This window comes from Paenirhizobium daejeonense, assembly GCF_014280875.1.
In the GTDB taxonomy this organism is placed as follows: domain Bacteria; phylum Pseudomonadota; class Alphaproteobacteria; order Rhizobiales; family Rhizobiaceae; genus Allorhizobium; species Allorhizobium daejeonense.
Map to the genome: position 1 here is coordinate 639130 of NZ_JACLAL010000002.1, position 23314 is coordinate 662443.

The 23314-nt window shown below is 61.6% G+C and carries 20 protein-coding genes; 10 read left to right on the top strand and 10 right to left on the bottom strand.

The genetic code is table 11. The annotated features are described in order from the left end of the window. The first annotated feature begins 179 nt into the window (after window positions 1-179). The 3 genes from H4I99_RS06565 (at window position 180) to H4I99_RS06575 (ending at window position 3361) form a co-directional block, all read left to right on the top strand. Window positions 180-623 (top strand): MarR family winged helix-turn-helix transcriptional regulator, encoded by a 444-nt coding sequence (locus H4I99_RS06565; protein ID WP_163900256.1) that lies wholly within the window; start codon window positions 180-182, stop codon window positions 621-623. A 141-nt stretch (window positions 624-764) separates the two neighbouring features. Further along, window positions 765-2459, top strand: coding sequence for an adenine deaminase (ade, locus tag H4I99_RS06570; protein ID WP_163900257.1), 1695 nt, complete (start codon window positions 765-767; stop codon window positions 2457-2459). A 113-nt stretch (window positions 2460-2572) separates the two neighbouring features. Continuing rightward, complete coding sequence (locus H4I99_RS06575; protein ID WP_163900260.1) at window positions 2573-3361, top strand: potassium channel family protein; 789 nt, start codon at window positions 2573-2575, stop codon at window positions 3359-3361. Window positions 3362-3387: 26 nt separating this feature from the next. On the opposite strand, the gene H4I99_RS06580 is transcribed toward H4I99_RS06575, so the two are convergent. Next, window positions 3388-3759 carry an Atu4866 domain-containing protein gene (locus H4I99_RS06580; RefSeq protein ID WP_425314359.1) on the bottom strand — a complete coding sequence of 124 codons (372 nt, stop codon included), beginning with the start codon at window positions 3757-3759 and terminating at the stop codon, window positions 3388-3390. After that, window positions 3752-3889 carry a hypothetical protein gene (locus H4I99_RS06585; protein ID WP_163900262.1) on the bottom strand — a complete coding sequence of 46 codons (138 nt, stop codon included), beginning with the start codon at window positions 3887-3889 and terminating at the stop codon, window positions 3752-3754. Before H4I99_RS06585 ends, H4I99_RS06580 begins: the two co-directional genes overlap by 8 nt. Before the next feature lie 207 nt (window positions 3890-4096). Between H4I99_RS06585 and H4I99_RS06590 the strand changes: the two genes are divergently transcribed. Next, window positions 4097-4999: an AraC family transcriptional regulator gene (locus H4I99_RS06590; RefSeq protein ID WP_163900264.1), complete on the top strand. Its 903-nt coding sequence runs from the start codon at window positions 4097-4099 to the stop codon at window positions 4997-4999. 22 nt (window positions 5000-5021) lie between these two features. On the opposite strand, the gene bglA is transcribed toward H4I99_RS06590, so the two are convergent. Continuing rightward, window positions 5022-6722 carry a beta-galactosidase BglA gene (bglA, locus tag H4I99_RS06595; protein ID WP_163900266.1) on the bottom strand — a complete coding sequence of 567 codons (1701 nt, stop codon included), beginning with the start codon at window positions 6720-6722 and terminating at the stop codon, window positions 5022-5024. 136 nt (window positions 6723-6858) lie between these two features. Here bglA and H4I99_RS06600 point away from each other — a divergent pair, with 136 nt between their 5' ends. Together H4I99_RS06600 and H4I99_RS06605 are read left to right on the top strand one after the other, a co-directional pair. Beyond that, window positions 6859-7866, top strand: a complete 1008-nt coding sequence (locus H4I99_RS06600; protein ID WP_163900269.1) for an Ldh family oxidoreductase — start codon at window positions 6859-6861, stop codon at window positions 7864-7866. 147 nt (window positions 7867-8013) lie between these two features. Next, window positions 8014-9081, top strand: coding sequence for a glycosyltransferase family 4 protein (locus H4I99_RS06605; protein ID WP_163900271.1), 1068 nt, complete (start codon window positions 8014-8016; stop codon window positions 9079-9081). A 9-nt stretch (window positions 9082-9090) separates the two neighbouring features. On the opposite strand, the gene der is transcribed toward H4I99_RS06605, so the two are convergent. The 3 genes from der to H4I99_RS06620 form a co-directional block, all read right to left on the bottom strand. Further along, on the bottom strand, window positions 9091-10515 hold the full coding sequence (gene der, locus H4I99_RS06610) for a ribosome biogenesis GTPase Der (RefSeq protein ID WP_163900273.1): 1425 nt from the start codon (window positions 10513-10515) through the stop codon (window positions 9091-9093). A 38-nt stretch (window positions 10516-10553) separates the two neighbouring features. After that, a complete protein-coding gene (locus H4I99_RS06615) occupies window positions 10554-11225 on the bottom strand; it encodes a tetratricopeptide repeat protein (protein WP_163900275.1) in 672 nt (223 codons plus the stop codon). A gap of 137 nt (window positions 11226-11362) precedes the next feature. Next, on the bottom strand, window positions 11363-11941 hold the full coding sequence (locus H4I99_RS06620; protein WP_163900277.1) for an NnrU family protein: 579 nt from the start codon (window positions 11939-11941) through the stop codon (window positions 11363-11365). A gap of 127 nt (window positions 11942-12068) precedes the next feature. Between H4I99_RS06620 and H4I99_RS06625 the strand changes: the two genes are divergently transcribed. Then, entirely contained in the window at window positions 12069-13118 is a 1050-nt protein-coding gene (locus H4I99_RS06625) for a polysaccharide deacetylase family protein (protein ID WP_163900279.1), read from the top strand. A gap of 378 nt (window positions 13119-13496) precedes the next feature. Here H4I99_RS06625 and sbmA read toward each other — a convergent pair whose 3' ends face one another. From sbmA to H4I99_RS06645, 4 genes are all read right to left on the bottom strand, one after another. After that, window positions 13497-14774, bottom strand: a complete 1278-nt coding sequence (gene sbmA, locus H4I99_RS06630) for a peptide antibiotic transporter SbmA (protein WP_163900281.1) — start codon at window positions 14772-14774, stop codon at window positions 13497-13499. Between the two features lie 149 nt (window positions 14775-14923). Next, on the bottom strand, window positions 14924-16105 hold the full coding sequence (locus tag H4I99_RS06635) for a YbfB/YjiJ family MFS transporter (RefSeq protein ID WP_163900282.1): 1182 nt from the start codon (window positions 16103-16105) through the stop codon (window positions 14924-14926). Window positions 16106-16189: 84 nt separating this feature from the next. Next, complete coding sequence (map, locus tag H4I99_RS06640) at window positions 16190-16939, bottom strand: type I methionyl aminopeptidase (protein WP_163900284.1); 750 nt, start codon at window positions 16937-16939, stop codon at window positions 16190-16192. A gap of 72 nt (window positions 16940-17011) precedes the next feature. Continuing rightward, entirely contained in the window at window positions 17012-18058 is a 1047-nt protein-coding gene (locus H4I99_RS06645; protein WP_163900286.1) for an LLM class flavin-dependent oxidoreductase, read from the bottom strand. A 234-nt stretch (window positions 18059-18292) separates the two neighbouring features. On the opposite strand from H4I99_RS06645, the gene H4I99_RS06650 reads away from it, so the two are divergent. The 3 genes from H4I99_RS06650 to xdhB all read left to right on the top strand — a co-directional run bounded on the left by H4I99_RS06650 (window position 18293) and on the right by xdhB (window position 23112). Then, window positions 18293-19066, top strand: coding sequence for a 3-hydroxybutyrate dehydrogenase (locus tag H4I99_RS06650; protein WP_163900288.1), 774 nt, complete (start codon window positions 18293-18295; stop codon window positions 19064-19066). Window positions 19067-19144: 78 nt separating this feature from the next. Beyond that, window positions 19145-20614, top strand: a complete 1470-nt coding sequence (xdhA, locus tag H4I99_RS06655) for a xanthine dehydrogenase small subunit (RefSeq protein ID WP_163900289.1) — start codon at window positions 19145-19147, stop codon at window positions 20612-20614. 161 nt (window positions 20615-20775) lie between these two features. After that, window positions 20776-23112: a xanthine dehydrogenase molybdopterin binding subunit gene (gene xdhB, locus H4I99_RS06660; protein WP_163900291.1), complete on the top strand. Its 2337-nt coding sequence runs from the start codon at window positions 20776-20778 to the stop codon at window positions 23110-23112. The last annotated feature ends 202 nt before the right edge of the window (window positions 23113-23314 follow it).

Here is a 23314-nt window from a genome sequence, read left to right on the forward strand (position 1 = left end):
CCTGCGTGTCGTTTTGTTAATCTGGTCAGTCATCTGCCGTCTCCATTTTTCCGTTCGCGATATTTGTTATCGCGATATCGATATGCATAACGGCACTTGAAATCCATGTCCATAGAAAAAATTATCGCGATATCATTTTTCGTGGTAAAAGAACTCAACAGCCAACTTGGGAGTTCCCCATGACCAGCCAAACTTCACCGGTCCCCTTGGACAACCAGCTCTGCTTTTCGCTCTACATGGCCAATATCGCCATCAACCGCACCTACAAGCCGATGCTCGACGCGATGGGCATCACCTACCCGCAATATCTCGTGCTGAACGCGCTTTCGGAGAACGATGGCCTGACGGTCGGCGCCATCGCGGACCGGCTGTCGCTCGAATCCAGCACCATCACCCCGCCGGTCAAACGCCTTGAGCAGGCGGGCCTGGTGGAGCGACGCCGCAGCACCACCGACGAACGGCAGGTTCACGTCTGGCTCACGGAAGCCGGCCGGGCGCTTGTCCGGGAAAGCCGATGCCTCGGCGAAACGCTGACCGCACGCTCCGGCATGACGCCCGAGCAGCTTCAGGCCTTCAACCGGCAGGTCCTGACCTTTCTCGGCGCGCTCACGGCAGAGGACTGAGCGACGGCCGGAGATTTGCCGAAGGATCGGGATTGCCTCGCCTTGCGCTTTCCCTTTCGGCCGTCTGTTGGGTAGACTGGCGGTCAGGAGATTCCGGCCGGCGGCGACCGGCCGGCCTCACGGCAATCGGAAGGAACCCGCATGACTGCACTTGAACGCCGCATCGACCAGGGCGTGGGCCGCGAGCCAGCCGACATCGTTCTGAAGGGCGGTCGTTTCTTCGACCTCGTCACCGGTGAACTCGTCGCCTCCGACATCGCCATCTGCGGCGACACGGTGGTCGGCACCTGCGGCAGCTATTCCGGCCGCGAGGAAATCGACATTACCGGCAGGATCGTGGTGCCGGGCTTCATCGACACCCACCTCCATATCGAAAGCTCTCTCGTCACGCCGCATGAGTTTGACCGCTGCGTCCTTCCCTACGGCGTCACCACGGTCATCTGCGACCCGCACGAGATCGCCAATGTACTGGGCACCGAGGGCATCCAGTATTTCCTCGATTCCTCCGAGCAGGCGATCATGGATATCCGCGTGCAGCTCTCTTCCTGCGTTCCCGCGACCCATCTGGAGACGTCGGGCGCCGATCTGCCCATAGAGAGGCTCTTGCCCTTCCGCAACCACCCCAAGGTGATCGGCCTTGCCGAGTTCATGAATTTCCCCGGCGTGATCCACAAGGATCCCGTCTGCATGGCCAAGCTCGAGGCCTTTCAGGGGCAACATATCGATGGCCACTCGCCGCTTCTCTCCGGCAACGACCTGAACGGCTATCTCTCGGCAGGCATCCGCACCGACCACGAATGCACCAACGTACCGGAGGCGATGGAGAAGATCCGCAAGGGCATGCACATCCTCGTACGCGAGGGCTCCGTTTCGAAAGACCTGCACGCGCTGATGCCGATCATCACCGAACGCCTCTCGCCCTTCCTTGCGCTCTGCACCGACGACCGCAACCCGCTCGATATCGCCGAGGAAGGCCATCTCGACTACATGATCCGCACGGCGATCGCCCATGGCGTCGAACCGCTCGCCGTCTACCGGGCAGCTTCCATCTCGGCCGCCCGCGCCTTCGGCCTCAAGGACCGCGGCCTCGTTGCCCCCGGCTGGCGGGCGGACCTCGTCATCATCGACAGCCTTGAAAACTGCAAGGCCGATATCGTCTTTGCCGCCGGCCGTCGTGTCACCCCGGAACTCTTCGCGACCCGCAAACCGATCGCGCCCGTCGGCCTCGACAGCGTCAAGGCGCGGATCGTCAAGGCCGCCGATTTCGGCGTTCCAGTCACGGAAGGCGAAACGCCTGTGATGGGCGTGCTTCCGGGCAAGATCATCACCGAACACCGCCGCTACCGTCTGCCCACCTCCGGCAACCAGACCAGCGTCGATCTAGACCGCGACGTCATCAAGGTCGCCGTGATCGAGCGCCACGGCAAGAACGGCAACCACGCCAACGGCTTCGTTCAGGGTTTCGGCCTCAAGAAGGGCGCAATCGCCTCCACCGTCGGCCATGACAGCCACAACGTCTGCGTCGTCGGCGTCTCCGAGGACGACATGGCGCTCGCCGCCAATCGCCTCGGCGAGATCAAGGGCGGCTTCGTCGTGGTAGAGGACGGCAAGGTTACCGGAGAGATCCCGCTCCCCGTCGCCGGCCTCATGAGCCTCGAACCCTATGAGGCCGTGCGCGACACGCTGCACAACTTGAGAAAAGCCGCTTATGCCCTTGGAACGACTCTGCAAGAGCCATTCCTCCAGGTCGCCTTCCTCCCGCTTCCGGTCATTCCGCACCTAAAGATTTCGGATAAGGGCATGGTCGACGTGGATCAGTTCCGCCTGATAGGGTGAGGACTGGAGAAATTCCGATCCTGTACCATCTTATCGAAACAGGCGAAGGTGTCACCACGTGATACCGCCTTCCCTGCTGCCAGTCATAAGCTCCGCCACGGACCAGGAATTTGATGACAACCCCTGCAGTTGACGCCTCGCATCCGACCATACGCCAGAGGATGACAAGCCTTTATTATGGTCGCGGCAAAGCAGCGGTCCGTTTTCAATTTGCCATGATGGTCATCGACCTCGCCATCATTGGCTTCTTTCTCGCCGGCCCTTATCTGCGCAACCGACCATCCTATCTCGTGATCGACTATGCAATCGCGCTCTGGATGGCACTGGAGTTGGCCGCCCAATGGTCTGCATCGACCTCTACCCGCAGATGGATGGCGAAGCCGATCACATGGCTCGACATCTTCGTATTTTGCACACTGCTCTTTCCCCAATGGCTGTTCAACTTTGCATTCCTGCGCGTGGTCCGCATCTGGGCAGTGGCGCAACGGCCGATCTTTCGGCTGATGCTGAAGCGTCTCGGCCTTCGAGAGCAGATCGATGTCGTCAAGGCCTTCCTCAACTTCATCGTGTTCCTGTTCCTCGTCACCGGCTTCGTCTACAGCTTTTTCTTCTATCATGAGGATTTGGGAAGCGGCTTCATCGATGCGCTTTATTTCACCGTGGCGACGGTGACGACCACAGGCTTCGGCGACGTCACTCTTCCCGGGACCTTTGGGAAGTTGACTTCGGTCATCACCATGATCATCGGCATCTCGCTGTTCGTACGCCTTGCGCAGGCCATCGTACGGCCACACAAGGTGACCTTTCCCTGCCCGCAATGCGGCCTCAACCGCCACGATACCGATGCCGTGCATTGCAAGGCCTGCGGACACATACTCAACATACCGGACGAGGGCGCCTGATCCCGTCCGGTATATTCTGAAAAGGCTCAGTGCCGGTAAAGCACCATGCCTGCGTGATGAAGGATATCGCTGCGGAAATCGCCATCGGCGGTAAAGCCGGTGTCGTCCCAATATTCGATGTGGCTGCCGCTTACTTCGTAGCGGCCCTCATAGGCATGCTCGCGATTTCCGCGGGCCTCCACATAGCGCCCGTTGGGCAGAAGCTCGTGACGAACATGGCCGTCACCCGTTACCCACAATCCTACATAGGGATGGCTCTTCATGTCTCTCTCCTGAATCTCGGTAATCTCGCCGGAGAAATTCCCGGCTCTTGGCGGCGTCATCACGAAAAGGGTGATGTAGGCGATGGCGGCAACAAGCGCGATCATCGCCGGTGTATCGTTTGAAAAATCAACCATTCAGCCCATATCTCCGTTCCAGACGATCCTGTCGTTCGGAATGGATCCGCTCGATCGTCGCAAGAACGTGCCGGGCACCAGCAGCTACCCAGCGCAGAGGGCTTTCCAGAACATATTGAAGTGCAGACATCTTCCCATCCTCCTGGATTTTGCATCTCGCCGCCCGTCGGCGATTGACGGTGATATGGGGATCAGGATCGGAGAAGTGGTAGAACACTTGGCCGCAAGGATTGCACAATCCTCCGAATTGCACGATCCTCCATTTGGGGTTTCAGGTAAGACATCCTAGCTAAGACCCGAAAAGCCAGAACACTCAGGGCTCAGGAGCATCCTCGCCATGAAACCGCATATCGAATTGAAAGAGCTGATTGCACGACACGCCACGCAGGAAGGCTTGCAGGCGACGCCCGTTCCGCGCCTGACGCTGATCCGCGCCAGCCAACCGACCGAGCCGATGCATGGTGTGCACAAGCCATCGATCTGCATCATCGCCCAAGGGCGCAAGCGCGTTCAGGCCTGCGAGCGGGTGTTGGAATACGGTGCGGGAAACCACCTGATCGTCTCCCTCGACCTGCCGGTGCTCGGCCATGTCATCGATGCGACGCCGGAGGAACCCTATCTCTGCCTGCGGCTCGATCTGGACCTGGCTCTTCTCGGCACGCTGGTGCTGGAGATGAACACGCCGATCCTGCAGACGGCGCCATCATGCAAGGCGCTCGGCGTTGCGGAAACGCCCGACGCGCTCCTGCAGGCCGCTATCCGCCTCGTCGGGTTGCTGGACAGGCCGCAGGACATTCCCTTCCTCGCCCCGCTGATCGAACGGGAATTGCTGTACCTGCTGCTGCGCGGCGAACATGCCGGCCTCCTTCACCAGATGCTAACACCGAACCACCGCCTGCAGAACGTCAACCGTGCTATCAACTGGATCCGCACCAATTTCCATCGTCCCTTCTCGATAGAAATCCTTGCGGCGGAAGCCCGCATGAGCAGTTCGTCCCTGCACGAACATTTCCGCGCCATGACCAGCATGAGCCCGCTGCAATACCAGAAGCAACTCAGGCTTCAGGAGGCACGCCGGTTGATCCTGACCGAAGCGATCGACGCGGCAACGGCTGGTCGCAAGGTGGGTTATGACAGCCCATCCCAGTTCAGCCGCGAATATCGCCGGCAGTTCGGCGCACCGCCGCTCTCCGACGTGACGCGTCTCAGAACCCGCCCCGGTGATCTGGCGGAGGCCTGAACTTCAGGCCCGCCCGGAGCCTTCACAGGATCGCGCAGAAGCCGTCGAGCGGCGCAAGGTGAAGGCTCTTCTTCTCCACGGTGCCTCCGTGACCCGGCAGGTCCAGCACCTGCTTCACGGAGACGGCGGCCGGCAACGCCACCTTGTGGGCCTTGCGCCCCATGTTGAAGGCGAAGAGCAACCGCTCTTCGCCGTTGGCCCGGATGAAGGCCAGAACGTCATCTCCCGCATCGAGAAACTGCATGTCGCCATCGATCAGCGCCCCATGCGTCTTTCGGAAGGCGAGCATAGCGCGATAATGCTCGAGCACCGATGCCTGCTGTCCATCCTGCACATCGACCGCAAGCGCCGCATGTTCGGTCGGCACCGGGAGCCATGGTTTCGAGGCCGTGGTGAAACCGGCATTCGCCATCTCTCCCCTCCAGGGCATCGGCGTACGGCATCCGTCGCGCCCCTTGAAGGCCGGCCAGAAACGAATGCCATAGGGGTCCCGCAGATCCTCGAAAGCAAGTTCGGCCTCCGGCAGTCCCAGTTCCTCGCCCTGATAAAGGCAAATGGAACCGCGCAACGTCGCAAGCACGCTGATAGCCAGCTTCGCCACCTTGGCGCGCTCCGCCTCACTTTGCGCAAACCGGCTCGCATGCCTCGTGACATCGTGGTTGGAAAAGGCCCAGCAGACCCAGCCATCCGTCACCGAGCGGAAGAAATCCTCGACGCAGCGGCGAATGTGGGATGGCGTGAAATCCGGTCCGAGAAGGTCGAACGTGTAGCACATGTGCAGTTTGTCGCCGCCGGCTGTATAGGCCGCAACCGTCTTGAGCGATCGCGCACCGTCGCCCACCTCACCGACACTGGTGCGGTCGGGATATTCATCGAGCAGCGCCCGGAAACTCTTCAGGAATTCAACGTTTTCCGGCCGCGTCTTGTCATAGAGGTGGTTCTGCATCCCGTATGGATTGACGTCGGGCGCATCGAGGCCCGCATCGTCGCTATCGGGAGCATGAGGCGGGTTGTCCCTCAGTTTCTCGTCATGGAAATAGTAGTTCACCGTATCCAACCGGAAGCCATCGACACCCCGTTCCAGCCAGAAGCGCACCGCCTTCAGGAGAGCGTCGCGCACCTCGGCATTGTGGAAGTTCAGATCCGGCTGCGAGGCGAGGAAGTTGTGCATGTAATACTGCTTGCGCACGCCATCCCATTCCCATGCCGGCCCGCCGAACACCGAGAGCCAGTTGGTCGGCGCCGTGCCATCGGGCTTGGCCTCCGCCCAGACGAACCAGTCCGCCTTTGGATTGTCGCGGCTCGACCGGCTTTCCTTGAACCAGGGATGCTGGTCGGACGTATGCGACAACACCTGATCGATGATGATCTTTAAGCCCAGCCGGTGCGCCTCGGCCATCATCGCATCGAAATCGGCGAGTGTCCCGAACATCGGATCGACGTCGCAGTAATCGGATACGTCATAGCCCATGTCCGCCATCGGCGAGGTGAAGAAGGGCGACAGCCAGATCGCATCGACACCAAGCGATGCAATGTAGGGCAGCTTCTCGGCTACCCCCTTGAGGTCTCCGATGCCATCGCCATTGGTGTCCTGAAAGGACCGCGGATAGACCTGATAGATCACAGCCCCGCGCCACCAGTCGGCAGTGCCAACGCCAGATTTCGTCTTGTCATGAGCCTTGCTGGGGGCCTTGTTGGGGGCCTTGCTGTGACTTGAGGTCATGGAGAGTTCCTGAATGGAGTTTCCGGATCGGCGGGAATCGTGATCTGAATAGTACCGCCTCGCGACAAAAGGCCAAGCGGCGGCCGGGACCAATTCCATCGACGAGCGCCCACCGGGGAATATATCGGGGTAGAGGATGAGCGAAACCGAAAGACTAACGCTTGAGGAAGCGGAAGCCCGCGTTGCCGCGGCCTGCCTCGGAGCCGGCGCAAGTCCGGCTGCTGCCGCGTCGCTCGCTCGGGCGACGATATCGGCCGAAGCGGCCGGCAACACCCCGGTCGGCTTCGCTCACCTCGTCGATTACCTCTCGGCGTTGGGCGAAGGCCGGATCAACGGCAACGCAGCACCCATGATCACATCGCCCGCCCCCGCCCTCATCCGCTCGGATGCCGATGGCGGCATTGCCCAGCTCGGCTTCGACCTCGCATTCGACGATCTGGTCGAAAAGGCAAAAGGCCTTGGCATTGCCTTATTTACCCAGCGCAACAGCTTCACCTCGGGAGAACTCGGCTACTATCCGTTCCGGCTGGCGGAGCAAGGCCTCATGTCCTTCGCCTTCACCACCGGTCCCGCGCTGCTCACGGTGGAAGGCGCGTCGAGGCCGCTTTACTGCACCAACCCGATGGCCTTTGCCGCGCCCGCGGGCTCTTATGGTCCCCTCCTGATCGATCAGGCGTCGAGCAGCACGGCTTACGTCAATATCCGTAGCGCCGCCGAGCACAACGAAACCATTCCGCTTGGTTGGGCGGTCGATAGTAAGGGCCACCTGACCACCGATCCGCATGAGGCAATGCGCGGCGCACTTCTGGCCTTCGGCGGATCGCGCGGCGCCAACATCGCGCTGATGGTCGAAGTTCTGGCTTCCGGCCTTTCCGCCGCCAACTGGTCGATGGACGCGCCGTCTTTCACTGAAGGCGACCAGAGCCCCGGCGCGGGCCTCACCATCATCGCCATCGCACCCGCTCTTCTGGACGAGGATTTCGAAACGCGCCTCGAAGCCCAGCTGAAACGGCTGGCAGAGGAAGGCGTGCATGTGCCGGGTATGACCAAGGCGAAACGGATGAAGACTGCGGCATCCACAGGCATCACCGTCGGGAAATCCCTCATGGCCCGCATCGACGGATGCGTGCCCCACCGCGGCTGACATCAACCTGTAATACTACCATCACATAAAGCCGGGGAACGAAGAAAGCGGGAGTCGCATGACCGCGCTCCCTGATGTGCGGGCTGCCGCGCGGCGATCATCCGGGCGAAAGAACGGGGCGCGGCCGATCCCGGAGGTGGCGAGAACATGCCCAGACTGACCATCGTGACCGATGCCTGGCATCCGCAGGTGAATGGGGTGGTGCGTTCCATCGAGAACACCAACCGCGAACTGGCGGCAATGGGCGTCGAGGTGTCGATGCTGACGCCCCAACCCTTCCCCAGCATTCCGATGCCGACCTATCCGGAAATCCGCCTTTCGCTCGCCCGCTACACTCAGGTCGCCCGCTTCATCGAGGACCACAAACCGGACTACATGCACATCGCCACCGAAGGCCCGCTCGGGCTGTGGGCCCGTCGCTGGTGTCTCAGGCATGGCATGCCCTTCTCCACCAGCTATCACACTCGCTTTCCAGAATATGTCGCGGCACGCGCGCCGATCCCGGTGTCCTGGCTCTATGCCTATGTCCGCTGGTTCCACAATCGCGGTGGAGCCTGCATGGTCGCAACCGAAAGCCTGCGCCGCGAACTCTCGGAAAAGGGCCTGAACAACCTCTGCCTCTGGAGCCGCGGCATCGACACCACACTTTTCCGCCCGCGCCCAAGGCAGGAGAACCCGATGAACCTGCCGCGCCCGATCTTCATGACGGTCGGTCGCGTGGCGGTGGAAAAGAACCTGCCGGCCTTCCTCGATCTCGACCTGCCGGGTTCAAAGGTGGTGGTCGGCGACGGCCCCGCCCGCGCCGAGCTTGAAGCCCACTATCCGCACGTCCATTTCACCGGCGTGAAGACCGGCGAGGATCTCGCCGAAACCTATGCCCAGGCCGACGTCTTTGTGTTCCCCTCGAAGACCGACACCTTCGGCAACACCATCCTCGAGGCCATGGCCTCCGGTGTTCCGGTCGCAGCCTTCCCCGTCACCGGTCCGGTCGATATCATTCCGGCGGAGAGCGAAGCGGGCGCGCTGGACGACAACCTGAAAAACGCCTGCCTGAAGGCGCTCGACTGTTCGCGGGAGAAGGCGCGTGCGCTTGCCGAAACCTTCTCGTGGCAATCCGCTACGACCCAGTTTCTCGACAACGTCATCGAGGCGAAGACGCAGGCCCGACGCAAGCGTCTGCCACTGCGCCAGTCCGGCCGCCAACTCGGCGCCTGATCAGAAAGATCAGCGCTTCTTCTTGCGGTTTTCGAACGGGTTGTCCGATGCCTTGAAGTGAATGCGGATCGGCACGCCGGGCAACTGGAAATCGTTGCGCAGGCCGTTCGTCAGGTAACGCACATAGGATTCCGGCAGCGCATCGGCGCGCGTGCAGGAAACCATGAAGGCCGGCGGACGCGCCTTCACCTGCGTCATGTACTTGAGCTTGATGCGCCGGCCGGAAACTGCCGGTGGCGGATGCTGGATCTGCTGATGCTCCAGCCAGCGGTTGAGCTTGGCGGTCGAGATGCGACGGTTCCACACGCGGTCGGTGTCGATGATGTTCTGCATCAGCTTGTCGAGACCGTAGCCGGTCTGGCCGGAAATCGGCACGGCGCGGATACCACGGGCCTGCGGCAGCAGGCGCTCGGTCTTCTCGCGCAGGTCGGCAAGCACGGCCTGCGGATCTTCCACAAGGTCCCACTTGTTGAAGGCGAGCACGGCGGCGCGGCCTTCGCGCAGCACCAGATCGGCGATCTGCAGGTCCTGTTTTTCGAACGGGATGGTGGCGTCGAACACAATCACCACCGTTTCGGCAAAGCGGATGGCGCGCAGCGCATCGGCAACGGAGAGCTTTTCCAGCTTTTCCTGCACCTTCGCCTTGCGTCGCATACCGGCGGTGTCGAACATCTTGATGGTACGACCGCGCCAGTCCCATTCGACGGAAATGCTGTCGCGGGTGATGCCGGCCTCAGGTCCCGTCAGCAGGCGGTCTTCGCCGAGGAACCGGTTGATGAGCGTCGACTTGCCAGCATTCGGACGACCGACGATCGCCACGCGCAGCGGCTTGGTCTCGTCGTATTCGGGCTCTTCCTCTTCGTCGCCCTCTTCGAGGCCGCCCGGTGCAAGCGAGACATTGGTTTCCGCCTCGTCAATCTCTTCCGGGAAAGCGCGCTCTTCGCCGATCGCCGCAACGATGGCGTCGCGCAAGTCGATCATGCCCTGCCCATGCTCCGCCGAAATCGGGCAAGGCTCGCCAAGGCCGAGCGTGAAGGCGTCATAGAAACCGCCGTCAGAGCCGCGGGCTTCGGACTTGTTGGCAACGAGAACAACAGGCTTGCCGCTGCGGCGCAGGAGTTCACCGAACGTCTTGTCGAGCGGCGTCAGGCCGGACTTGGCATCGACCACGAACAGCGTCAGGTCCGCTTCGTCGATGGCCGCCTCGGTCTGCGCGCGCATGCGGCCTTCAAGCGTGTCGGGACCGGTCTCTTCAAGACCGGCGGTATCGATGATCGTGAAACGCAGATCGATGAGCTTGGCGTCGCCCGGCCGGCGATCACGCGTCACGCCGGGCGTGTCGTCGACAAGCGCCAGCTTCTTTCCAACCAGACGGTTGAAAAGCGTGGACTTGCCGACATTCGGACGGCCGACGATGGCGACGGTGAAGCTCATGCGGTTTTATCCTTCCGGGCGAAAGCGCCCAAAACGGCTCAGGGCGCCTTGCCGGAGGCGATGATGTTGTCGAGCAGCATGCGGGCCCGGTTCGCCACGTTGCGCGGAGCTTCCGCGTCTTCGGTGATCTGTTCGAACCATTCGCGCGCGCGCGCCATGTCGCCGGCCTTGTAGGCGGCAAGCCCAAGCGCTTCGCGAGCCGAATGGCGCATCGCGTCGGTCGGGGTTGCCATGGCTTCCACCTCGGCGGAAACCTGCTCATAGGTGCCCGCGTCGATCAGCAGCCATGCAGCGCGCATATGCGCCACATCGCGGATCACCTGCGGAACGGAATTATCCTTGCCGATTTCGGTAAAGGCGGCAATTGCCGCGGCGGCATCGCCCTTCTGTGCCTGAACGGTGGCCGAACGCATGCGCGCCAGAACAGCATAGGCGCCGTAGCCGTCCTTCTCCAGGGCGGCAAGCGCCGCGGTGGCCTCGTCGTTCTTGCCTTCGTTGGCAAGGGTCAGTGCGGCAAGGAACTGGTCGCCAGCGCCCGACGAGCGGTGGGAATGCCAGTATTCATAGCCGCGATAACCCGCGGTGCCGAGAACGATCAGGAGAGCAGCACCAATGATGACCGGTGCGAATTTCCGCCAGGCCATCTTGACCTGCTCCGAACGGAGCTCGTCATTGACTTCGCGAATAAAGCTGTCGTTGTTATCCACCATGTCTCGTTCCGGAAGGCCGGCCTTTCAACTGCATTCTGCTGCGTAAGCGGCCTTCCTAGAGCAAAGGATGCTCAAATGGAAGCATCCTTTGCGGTCACAAGGGCGGCACCGGCGGGGAAAATGCCCCAAACCGGGCATTACATCGGGATGGGAGCCACGCCGATCAGCCACAGGTGGAGCTTCCAGACGAACAGCGCCCAGATCACCGCACCCACGCCGATGGCGATCACGTCGTACTTTGCCGAAACGAAAGCACGCGGCGTGACGAGGCCTGCTCGCTCCCGGCGCTTCAGCGCAATGCGCAGGATGACGCCCCAGGCGAGGAACGAGCCGAATAGCAGCACGGAAGCAAGATCGCCATTGGCGAGCAGATGGGCGAAGGCCCAGATCTTTACGCCGAGGATCATCGGATGCTTGGTCTTCGTCGCGATATAGCCTGCGGGAAGTTCGGCGGCGGCAAGACAGATCATCGACAACAGCATCAAAGTCACGGTGAGATGCGACATGCCGGCCGGCGGGAACCAGAGATTGATGGTCGGCGAAATCGACCATCCATAGATCAGAACGACAATCGAGACGATGCTGACGAGGGAATAGATGCCCTTCCAGCCATTTTCGCCGAACTTGTCGACCATTCCCGATCTGAAAGCCGGGGCAACGACCCGAACCAGATGCAGGCCAAGAAACAGGATGATCCCGAGAATCAGGATTGCCATCGATAAGACCTCGTCTTGATAATGTTCATCATGGAATAGTGATCTCCGTCGTCAATTTCCAGTGTGTTCAAAGCTTCGCCGCATTTGGATGACAGGACGCCCGCTTGATTTGATTACGGGTTCCAGCATGCTTCGTTCGTCCGCCATCCTTTCGCTCGCCTTTTTCCTGCCTCTGCCGCTGATGGCCGAGCCGCTTCAGGAGGCCGGGCAGAAGGCAGACCAGACAGCATCAGTCCCGCAGGAACAGGCGACGCCCGCCCAGGAAAAGCCGAAGCAACTGCTGCTGATCTCCTTCGACGGCGCTCATGACAACGCGCTGTGGACGAAGAGCCGCGATATCGCGCGGCGCGCCAACAACGCCCACTTCACCTATTTCCTCTCCTGCACCACGCTCATTCCGCGCTCTGCCTCCAAGGGTTATCAAGCGCCGGGCAAGAAGGCCGGCCGTTCCAATGTCGGCTTCGCGCCGACTGTGGAAGACGTGACGACCCGGCTCGACAATCTGTGGAATGCCCACCTTGAAGGCCACGAGATCGGCAGCCATGTCTGCGGCCACTTCGATGGCAAGGATTGGTCGAAGGCCGACTGGCTTTCGGAATTTTCCACCTTCCGCACGACACTCGCCAATGCATGGAAGGCGAACGGCGTGGGGGACAAGGAGCCCCAGGGCTGGCAGGATTTCGCCGCCCACGGCGTCAAGGGCGTCCGCGCGCCCTATCTTTCCGCCCCGGACAGCCTCGTCGAAGCCGAGAAGGCCTTCGGCTTCGCTTTCGACGCAAGCCTCGTGACCAAGGGACCGGCCCTGCCGCAGCAGGATGGTTCGGTCACCCGCTTCGGCCTGCCACTTATTCCCGAAGGACCACAGAACCGCCGCATCATCGGCATGGACTACAATCTCTTCGTTCGCCACTCCGCCGGCATCGACAACCCATCCCGTTCGCAGGAATTCGAGGAACGCACCTATGCGGCCTTCAAGTCGGCCTTCGAAGACCAGTACAATGGCGAACGCATCCCGGTTCAGTTCGGCTTCCATTTCGTGGAGATGAACGCCGGCGCCTACTGGCGCGCCATGGAACGGCTGGTCACCGACGTCTGTCAGCGGACGGATGTCGCCTGTGTCAGCTATTCTGAGGCGATGGATATCCTGGCGAAGCGGCAGGCGCCTCCCCGTTCCTGACCGTTCCTGACGCCGGGCGAGGATAACTCCCGCCCCTTCCCGAAAAATACTCCAGCATCATCAAGCGCTTGACGAGAGCGCCCCCTCTATGGCGTCCCCGTGCGACCGCAATCGCCTAACCTGATGAAGCCATCGGATGGGAAACCGGCTTCGCGAACCGGCGCACCAAGGATCATGAACCGGTTGCCGATGGCGGCTGCAATCAAGGTCTTTCGGAACCCTGCGACGATAACCGAGGACCGAGGCGAAGATTGTAGCCGGGGCAGGCGGAACGCCTGATACCAATACCCAAGTTCAACCCCGCCTGCCCTTCTCCCAAAACAAAACCGCGCCGGAGTGATCCGACGCGGCTGAAGGTGCTGACGAAGCAAGTACCGATCAGTGCTTGTTCGCCTCGATCTCGCCGAACTGCTGTTCGCGCTCGAGATATTTCTGGTCGATTTCCGGTAGCGCCTCATTGTCGATCGCGGCTTCGAATGTGCGCAGACGTTTGTAGATCGAAAGCAGCTCGACGATCGTCGGCCACACGTTGACGAGATACTGGAACGAGTTCGACACCTGACCAAAGGCGGTCGCGATCTGCTGGTAGATACCATAGGTGATCTTCACCGCGACGATGGTCGGCACCAGCATGAAGATCAGGAACAGCGCGTCGGCCTGATTGTAGAACGACCGCGCCAGGTTGAAGTAGGTGTAGTGGAAATAGAGGCGGAAATAGTTTTTCCGCACATTGGAGAAGAGCTCGGCAACGGTCAGCGGCTGGGCCCTGTCCGCATGATCCTCGCCATAGACGAGTTCCTTGCGGTAGGCCGCCTCGACACGCTGGTTGCGGAATTCGAGACCCGGCAGCTTGATGCCGACAAGCGCCAGCAGGCCGGTACCGAAGACGGACCAGACCAGCGCCAGCCAGAACAGGCTGTGAGGAATCTGGCCGATGATCGGCAGATCGGTCACATATTTCGACAGCACGAACAGGATCGGCAGGAAGGCGACGAGGTTCATCACCGCATCGATCAGGCTGACGCCCAGTCCTTCGAAGGTGGTGGCGAAGCGCATGGTGTCTTCCTGCACACGCTGGGACGCGCCTTCGATATGACGGACCTTCTGCCACTTCGACATGTAGTAGTTGTTCATCGCGGAGCGCCAACGGAACACATAGTGGCTGACGAAGAAACGCACCACGACGAAGACCGCCACGTTCAAGAAGGCAATGCTCCAGAACGTGATCATCAGGCTGTAGAAGTCCCATTCCGTGATGCCGGGCTTGCCGGTCAGTGCGTTCTGCAAGAGGTCGCCGAAGGGACGGCGCCAGTTGTTGAGCAGCACCGACACCTGAACGTCGAAATAGGTGGTGAAGATGATGAAGTAGGATCCCCAGATCGCCCAGTGCCGCCAGGGATGATCCTTGGCGTAATATTCCCAGAACAGGCCGAAGACCGCCGCCCACGCTGCCGCATAGAGGTAGAACCACAGGTAGTCGGTGGTGATGAAGAAGCTCAGGTTGATGATCGGTTCTGCATCTTCCGGCATCGGCTGGAAGCCGAGTGCCGCACCCATCTGCGCGCCCGCCAGATACCAGATGAGGATGGCAAGCAGGGTCCAGATGGCAAAGGATGAGAAGAACAGTTTCGGTTTGGGAAAGAAGGATTGAAACACGGGGCAGGCTGCTTTCTCGGCGTGAAACGGGAGGGCGTTTGAAACCCGGTCTGTCGCGCGAAATTAGGGCAGAACAAAGAACCCGGCAACGCCATTACCAAAATGTAACCGGACCGGCCAAAGCCAATTCACAGCTTAGCCGCGACGGCTCAGGCGAGCCGCCGGTAAACCGGCATAACCAACAGCGCCGCGACGACAAGCGCGAAGGCCGCAGCAATGGTTCCGGCATCGTAACTGCCCGTCCATTCGGCAAGCGAACCTGCGACCAGCGGACCGATGATCTGACCGACACCGAAAGCGGCGGTCAGGAAAGCAAGCGCACGGCGCTGGCTTTCCGGCGCAAGCTGGCGCCCGATTCTCAGGGCATAGGCGGTTATGATCATGAATGTCGCGCCGAGCATCAAACCGCCGACGATCGGCGCATAGGGCGAAGGCAGCAGCACCGACCCTAGAACACCTGCCGCCTCGATCAGCAGGCTCGCCACATAGGCTCCACGCAACCCGATTCGAATCATAATCGGCCGCCAGACGAACAAGGAGACTGCCGCTGTGCAGCCCGCCAGGAACCATGTCAGGAATTCCACCATCGGCCCGGCGTCGCTCATGCGCGCCATGGCAACGACGAACGTGGCGGTGACCACGTAGCCGAAGCCGAACAGCGCGTATGAAATCGTCAGCAGCACCAGTGGAAGCTTCCAGACGAGCGGCGGCTCGGGACTGGGTTTCGCCTCGAATCTCGGAGCCGATGGCAGAAGCGCGATGACGACCAACAGGGCAATCAGGCTGATGGCGGCACCCGCCAGCCAGTCCACCTGCCACGAGGCAATCCCGAAGGGACCGGAGTAAGCCACGATAGCCACCATCAGCGAGGAAATGGCAATCCCGAAGCCCACACCACCGAAGTGGGCCGACTGGACCGCCTCGCTTCCGGCCAGCGCGGCATGGCCGAGAACGACGGTCGTGATAAAGATCAAGGCAAAGGCGCTGGCGAGGCCGGCAAGGAAGCGCAGCACACAAAAGGCCCAGACGGTTTCGACGCCGGCCATGGCCGCCAGCAGAAGCGTGCTGACGGCCAGCGCGGCAAGCCCCGCGCTACGCTCCCGGCCGGAAACCCAGCCATAGGCTGCAAGGATCGCCCCCACCAGATAGCCGGTAAAGTTCGCCGCCGCGATCAACCCCGCATCGCCGCTAGAAAGGCCGAGATCGGTCACCATGCCCGGCAGGATCGGCGTGAAAGAGAAACGCCCGAAACCCATGGCCGCCGCCATTGCCAGCGCGCCGGCGAGAGCCGTCTTAAACAGATCGAAGCCTTGGGAATTGCCGTTCGTCATAGGCGGTTTATCGCACCGCAACAACTGAACGACAAACCACAAATACTGATCGCCGGCTCAACGCAGCTTGATGGAAAGCGGGGATCAATCCGCCAGCGTCAGGATGATCGGGCCGTTGCGGGTGACGACAAGGGTGTGTTCGAACTGCACGGTCGGCGCCTTCGGTTCGCTGAAAAGCGTCCAGGGATCGTCGCCATCCTCGGCCCAGAGCCCACCGATTGAAAGGAATGGCTCGACGGTGAAGACCAGTCCCTCTTCCATGATCCGCGTCTCGTCCGGGTCCGGCCAGGTCGCCAGCTCCTTCGGTTCCTCGTGCAGCGAATGGCCGATGCCGTGGCTCGCAAGGTTCTGGATCAGCGTATAGCGGTTCTTCCTCGCAAATGTGCCGATGGCGTTGCCGATATTGGCCATGGGCTGGCCGGTGCGAACCTGATTGATCCCCACCCACATCGCCCGCTTGCCGTCGCGTACCAGCCGCTCGAGCTTCGGTGTTACCGGCGGCACGATGAAGGACGATCCGGTATCGCCGAAGAAGCCCGCCTTCTCGCCGGAAACGTCGATATTAACGAGATCGCCGGCGAGGATCTTGCGGTCACCCGGAATGCCGTGGGCCACTTCTTCGTTGACGCTGATGCAGGTCGCGCCTGGAAACTGGTAACAGAGTTCCGGTGCCGACTGCGCGCCAGCATCTTCCAGAACCTTGCGGCCGATCTGGTCCAGCTCCCGCGTGGTGATGCCCGGCTCCAGCGCCGCCGCCATCGTCTTCACGGCCACGGCACAGATATGGCCGATCTCCTTGAGGCGGGTCAGGTCGTCGTCGCTGGATACAATCATCGTTGGTCTTTCGGGCCATCCGGCCCCGTCTTGTCAGAAAGGGCCTTCTTATTTTGAAGGAATGCGGGGTGCTTACGCCCCAGCTTCCGACGGGGTCAATGCCTTTCGCACCAGAGGCGCGACTTTTGTGCCGTAAAGCTCGATGCCGCGCATGATGTCCTTATGTGGCATCGGGCCGATCGCCATCTGCAGCATGAAGCGGGTATTGCCGAAGAGCTTGTGGTTGGCGACGATCTTTTCCGCAACGGTTTCGGGATCGCCGACGAACAGCGCGCCTTCCGGCCCGCGCGACATGTCGAAATGGGCCCGGCTTGTCGGTCCCCAGCCACGCTCGCGGCCGATTCGGTTCATGACGGTTGCCTGTGGCTCATAGAAAACGTCAGCCGCCTTCTCCGTCGTGTCGGCGATGAAGCCGTGCACATTGATCGAACTTTCCAGCGTCTTCGGGTCGAGACCAGCCTTGGCCGCGCTCTGGCGGTACAGATCGAAGAGCGGCGCGAAACGCCGGGGTTCGCCGCCGATGATGGCCAGCGCCAGCGGCAGGCCAAGATAGCCGGCCCGCGCCGCCGATTGCGGCGTGCCGCCAATGGCGATCCACAGCGGTAGCGGATCCTGCAGCGGTCGGGGATAAACGCCGCGGCCGGCAATCGGCTTGCGGGTCTCGCCTTCCCAGGTCACCACCTCGTTTTCGCGGATCTCGCCGAGCAACTGCAACTTTTCGGCAAACAGCAGGTCGTAATCCTCGAGGTCATAACCGAACAGCGGAAAGCTCTCGATGAAGGACCCACGTCCCGCCATGATCTCGGCGCGGCCGTTCGACAACAGGTCGACGGTGGCGAACTGCTGGAACACACGCACCGGATCGTCGGAGGAAAGCACGGTAACGGCGCTCGTCAGGCGGATGTTCTTCGTCTTGACGGCAGCAGCAGCAAGAATGGTGGATGGCGACGACGCCATGTAATCGGGACGATGGTGTTCACCAAGACCGAAGACATCGAGACCCACCTCGTCGGCCAGCTGGATCTCCTCCAGCAGATCGTCGAGGCGGCGCTTGGCTTCCGCGCCCTTGTTGGCGGCATTCGGATCAACGTCCGCAAAGGTATAAAGTCCGAGTTCCATGACGATCTCCCGTTGAAGTCACGACACAAATAGAGATCGGAAGGGACAAGGGCAAATCACCGGAAAGACAACACAGTGTTCGCTCGTAGGCGGGTGGACGTCCCGACCCATTGCAAAAAAGGCAACAGGGTGCCCTCCAAAAACCCGATTGCCAGCATGCGCGGTTTGCGCGTAACTTTTCATTGTCTTTCGCGGCGCAGCAGAACGTCGGTTTTATGTGGGAGAGAGGTAAAGATGGGCAGAACAGTCGTCGTCACAGGCTCGACCAGCGGTATCGGCCTTGCAATTGCAAAAGCCTTTGCGGCAGAAGGCGATAACGTCGTCATCAACGGTTTCGGCGACGCGGCCGAGATCGAGACGATCCGCAAGGGTCTCGAAGCCCATGGCGGCCGCGCCATCTATCATGGCGCAGACATGACGAAGCCCGCCGAGATCCGCGATCTGATGGCGACCGCCGCCCGCGAGTTAGGCATGGTCGACGTGCTCGTCAACAATGCCGGCATCCAGCATGTCTCCCCGGTCGAGGATTTCCCGGAAGAAAAGTGGGACCAGATCATCGCGATCAACCTCAACAGTTCCTTCCACACGATCCGCGCCGCCGTTCCGGCGATGAAGGAAAAACGCCACGGGCGCATCATCAACGTTGCATCCGCCCATGGACTGATCGCCTCGCCGTTCAAATCGGCCTATGTGGCTGCAAAACATGGTATCATGGGCCTCACGAAGAGCGTGGCGCTGGAGCTTGCCGAATTTGGCGTGACCGCGAACGCGATCTGCCCGGGCTATGTTCTGACGCCGCTGGTGGAAAAGCAGATCCCCGACACCGCCAGGGCCCGTGGCATCACGGAGGAACAGGTGAAATCCGAGGTCATGCTGAAGTTCCAGCCGACCAAGGAATTCGTGGCAGTCGAGGAGGTCGCAGCCACCGCGCTGTTCCTCGCAAGCGACGCGGCAAGGCAGATCACCGGCACCCATATCTCGATCGATGGCGGCTGGACGGCACAGTGAGACGGCGCGTCAAGACGCCATATCAGAGGGAAATGCGGGGCATGCAGGCGACGAGCACCCCGTCAGAAAAGGCATTCAATGACCGATAGCATCCGCTTCATCCTGAACGGCGAGGACATCGCCCTTTCGAGCTTCGAGCCGACCGAAACGCTTCTCGATTTCCTGCGTCTCAAGCGCCGGATGACGGGTACGAAGGAAGGTTGCGCCGAAGGCGATTGCGGCGCCTGCACCGTGCTGGTCGGCCGTCTGGTCCACGGCAAGCTGACCTATGAGACGGTCAACGCCTGCATCAGGTTCATGGGCTCGCTCAATGCCACCCATGTGGTGACCGTCGAACACCTCGCAGCAGCCGACGGCCAGCTTCATCCCGTCCAGCAGGCCATGGTCGAATGTCACGGCTCCCAGTGCGGCTTCTGCACGCCGGGCTTCGTCATGTCGCTCTACGGTCTCTGGCTGACCAATTCCAACCCGTCCCGCGCCGAGATCGAACGCGCGCTGCAAGGCAACCTCTGTCGCTGCACGGGTTACGAGCCGATCGTCAAGGCGGCCGAACTCGTGTCGCGCACACGGCCAAGCTCGCTCTTCGACCCGCTGGAGCGCGACCGCGCCAACATCATGGCACGCCTGTGGAACCTGCAGACGGCCGAGACGATCACCGTCGTCAAGGACGACCGTCGTCTCATCGTGCCGGGTTCGGTCGCAGCGCTTGCCGATATCCTTGCGGAAGAGCCACAGGCCACCGTGGTTGCCGGCGCGACCGATGTCGGCCTCTGGGTGACCAAGCAGATGCGGCCGATCAATCCCGTGGTCTTCATCAACCACCTCGCGGACCTGCAGACGGTTACCGTCGACGACAAGGGCATCGCGCTTGGCGCCGGCGTCAGCTATGCGCAGGGCTTCGAAACGCTTCGCAGGGAAATCCCCGCCTTCGGCCGTCTGATCGAACGCATCGGCGGCCAGCAGGTGCGCAACATGGGCACCATCGGCGGCAATGTCGCCAACGGCTCGCCGATCGGTGACACCCCGCCTGCCCTGATCGCGCTTGGCGCAAAAGTCAGGCTGCGTTCCGCCGCCGGCAGCCGGGAACTGCTGCTCGAGGATTTTTTCATCGACTACGGCAAGCAGGACCGTCGCACCGGCGAGTTCGTCGAGAGCATTTTCGTGCCCCGGCCGGAGGCCGATGCCCATTATGCGGTCTACAAGATCTCCAAGCGGCGCGACGAGGACATCTCCGCCCTCTGCGGCGCTTTCCATCTCTCGCTCGCCGCCGATGGCAGCGTGTCCGGTATTCGCATCGCCTTCGGCGGCATGGCCGCAACCCCTAAACGCGCCCGTGCGGTTGAAGCCGCCCTATTTGGAAAGCCCTGGACACAGGCGACGGTCATACAGGCCCGCGATGCCTTCGATCAGGACTACAAGCCGCTTACCGACTGGCGCGCCACGGCGGACTATCGCCAGCTCACGGCAAAGAACCTCCTGACCCGGTTCTTCCTGGAAACATCGGGAACGCCGCAGGAACTGCAGCGTTTCGAGCAGGAGGAAGCGTGATGAGGAACCGCCTTGTCGATTTGCCCCTCACCCTGCCCCTCTCCCCGCAAGCAGGGAGAGGGAATGCAAACGTCGCGGCATCTCCCTTCTCCCCGTTTCCACGGGGAGAAGGTGCCGGCAGGCGGATGAGGGGCAGGAACGCAGACGCAGGAATTTGACCCATGGATAAGGCGAGCTACGAACTCTACAAATATATCAACGGCCCGATGCACCAGCCGCTGCGCCATGATTCAGCTCATAAGCATGTCAGCGGAAGTGCCGAATATATCGACGATATTCCCGAACCCGCCGGCCTTCTGCATGGCGCGCTCGGCATGGCCGATCGCGCGCACGCGGAAATCGTCTCGATGGATCTTTCCGCGGTGAAGGCCTATCCGGGCGTCGTCTGTGTGCTGACCGGCAAGGATGTGCCCGGCGTCAACGACGTCTCGTCCGGCGGACATCACGACGAGCCGCTGCTGGCTGAAACAAAGGTGGAATTCCACGGCCAGCCGATCTTCGCCGTCATCGCCGAAACGCGCGATGCCGCCCGCCGTGCCGCGCGCCTCGCCAAGGTCGAATACAACGATCTGCCCTTCTGGACCGATGTCGATGGCGCTCTTGAAAACGGCGCTCCGCTTGTCACCTCCGGCATGACGCTGAAACGCGGCGAGCCGGAAGAGGAACTTGGCAAGGCCGAGCATCGCATTCAGGGCACGATGCGGATCGGCGGACAGGAGCATTTCTATCTCGAAAGCCACATCGCTCTCGCCGTTCCGGGCGAGGACGAGGATGTGACCGTCTGGTCCTCCACCCAGCACCCCTCCGAAGTGCAACACGTCGTCGGCCACGTGCTCGACATCCCGTCCCACGCGATCACGGTCAATGTGCGCCGCATGGGCGGCGGCTTCGGCGGCAAAGAGACTCAGGGAAACCAGTTCGCGGCCCTTGCGGCGCTTGCCGCCAAGAAGCTCAACCGCGCCGTCAAGTTCCGTCCCGACCGGGACGAGGACATGACCATGACCGGCAAGCGCCATGACTTCCGCATGGACTATGATGTCGCCTTCGACAACGAGGGCCGCCTGCATGCGATGGTCGCCAACTTCGCCGCCCGCGGCGGTTATTCGGCCGACCTCTCGGGTCCCGTCACCGACCGCGCGCTCTTTCACGCGGATTCGAGCTATTTCTATCCGCATGTGAAACTCACCTCCCAACCGCTTAAAACTCATACGGTTTCCAACACCGCCTATCGCGGTTTCGGCGGCCCGCAGGGCATGCTGGGCGGCGAGCGCATCATCGAGGAGATCGCTTATGCGCTGGGCAAGGACCCGCTCGAAATCCGCAAGGCAAACTTCTACGGCGACCTCGGCTCCGACCGGGTTCTGACCCCCTATCACCAGACGGTCGAAGACAACATCATTGCGCGCGTGGTGGAAGAGCTTGAGACTTCCTGCGACTATCAGGCACGGCGCAAGGCGATCATCGAGTTCAACAGGACAAGCCCGATCATCAAGAAGGGCATCGCGCTGACCCCGGTGAAGTTCGGCATTTCCTTCACGCTGACCGCCTTCAACCAGGCCGGAGCGCTGGTGCATGTCTATCAGGATGGCTCGATCCACCTGAACCATGGCGGCACCGAAATGGGTCAGGGGCTCTACACCAAGGTCGCGCAGGTCATCGCCGACAGCTTCCAAGTGGATGTCGAGCGGGTGAAGATCACCGCCACCACCACCGGCAAGGTGCCGAATACCTCAGCCACCGCCGCCTCCTCCGGGACCGACCTCAATGGCATGGCCGCCTATGATGCCGCCCGGCAGATCAAGGAACGCCTCGTCGCCTTTGCCGTCGAGAAATTCGAGGTGCCGCCGGACGAGGTGGAATTCCTGCCGAACCGCGTGCGCGTCGGATCGAAGGAAATCCCCTTCCCGGATTTCGTCCGTCAGGCCTATTTCGCCCGCGTCCAGCTTTCGGCGGCGGGCTTCTACAAGACGCCGAAGATCCACTGGGATCGCGCCGCCGGCCGCGGTACGCCCTTCTACTATTTCGCCTATGGCGCCTCCTGCTCGGAAGTCTCCATCGACACGCTGACCGGCGAATACCTGATGGACCGCACCGACATCCTGCACGACGTCGGCAAGTCGCTGAATCCGGCGATCGACATCGGCCAGATCGAGGGCGGCTTCGTGCAGGGCATGGGCTGGCTGACGACGGAGGAGCTGTGGTGGGACGGCAAGGGACGGCTGAGGACGCACGCGCCCTCCACCTACAAGATCCCGCTCGCCTCCGACCGCCCGAAAATCTTCAACACGCGGCTTGCCGAGTGGTCGGAGAATGTCGAACCCACCATCGGCCGCTCCAAGGCCGTCGGCGAACCGCCCTTCATGCTGGCGATCTCCGTCCTGGAAGCGCTCTCCATGGCCGTCGCAAGCGTCGCCAACTACAAGGTCTGCCCCCGCCTCGACGCACCGGCGACGCCGGAACGGGTGTTGATGGCGGTGGAGAGGTTGAAGGCGATCTAGGAAATGTTGTCTTCGAGAAGAATTCCCCTCTGGCCTGCCGGCCATCTCCCCCACAAGGGGAGAGAGACCAGGAGGAAATCTCTCGCTTGCATCCAGAAGGATGCAAGCAGACAACCCTCGCGAAGCCAACCGTGGACGGGGGCGACCTCCCGCCTTGAGGGGGGTGAGGAGCGGTCCGCGCAGCGGAGCAATCGATCCAGTG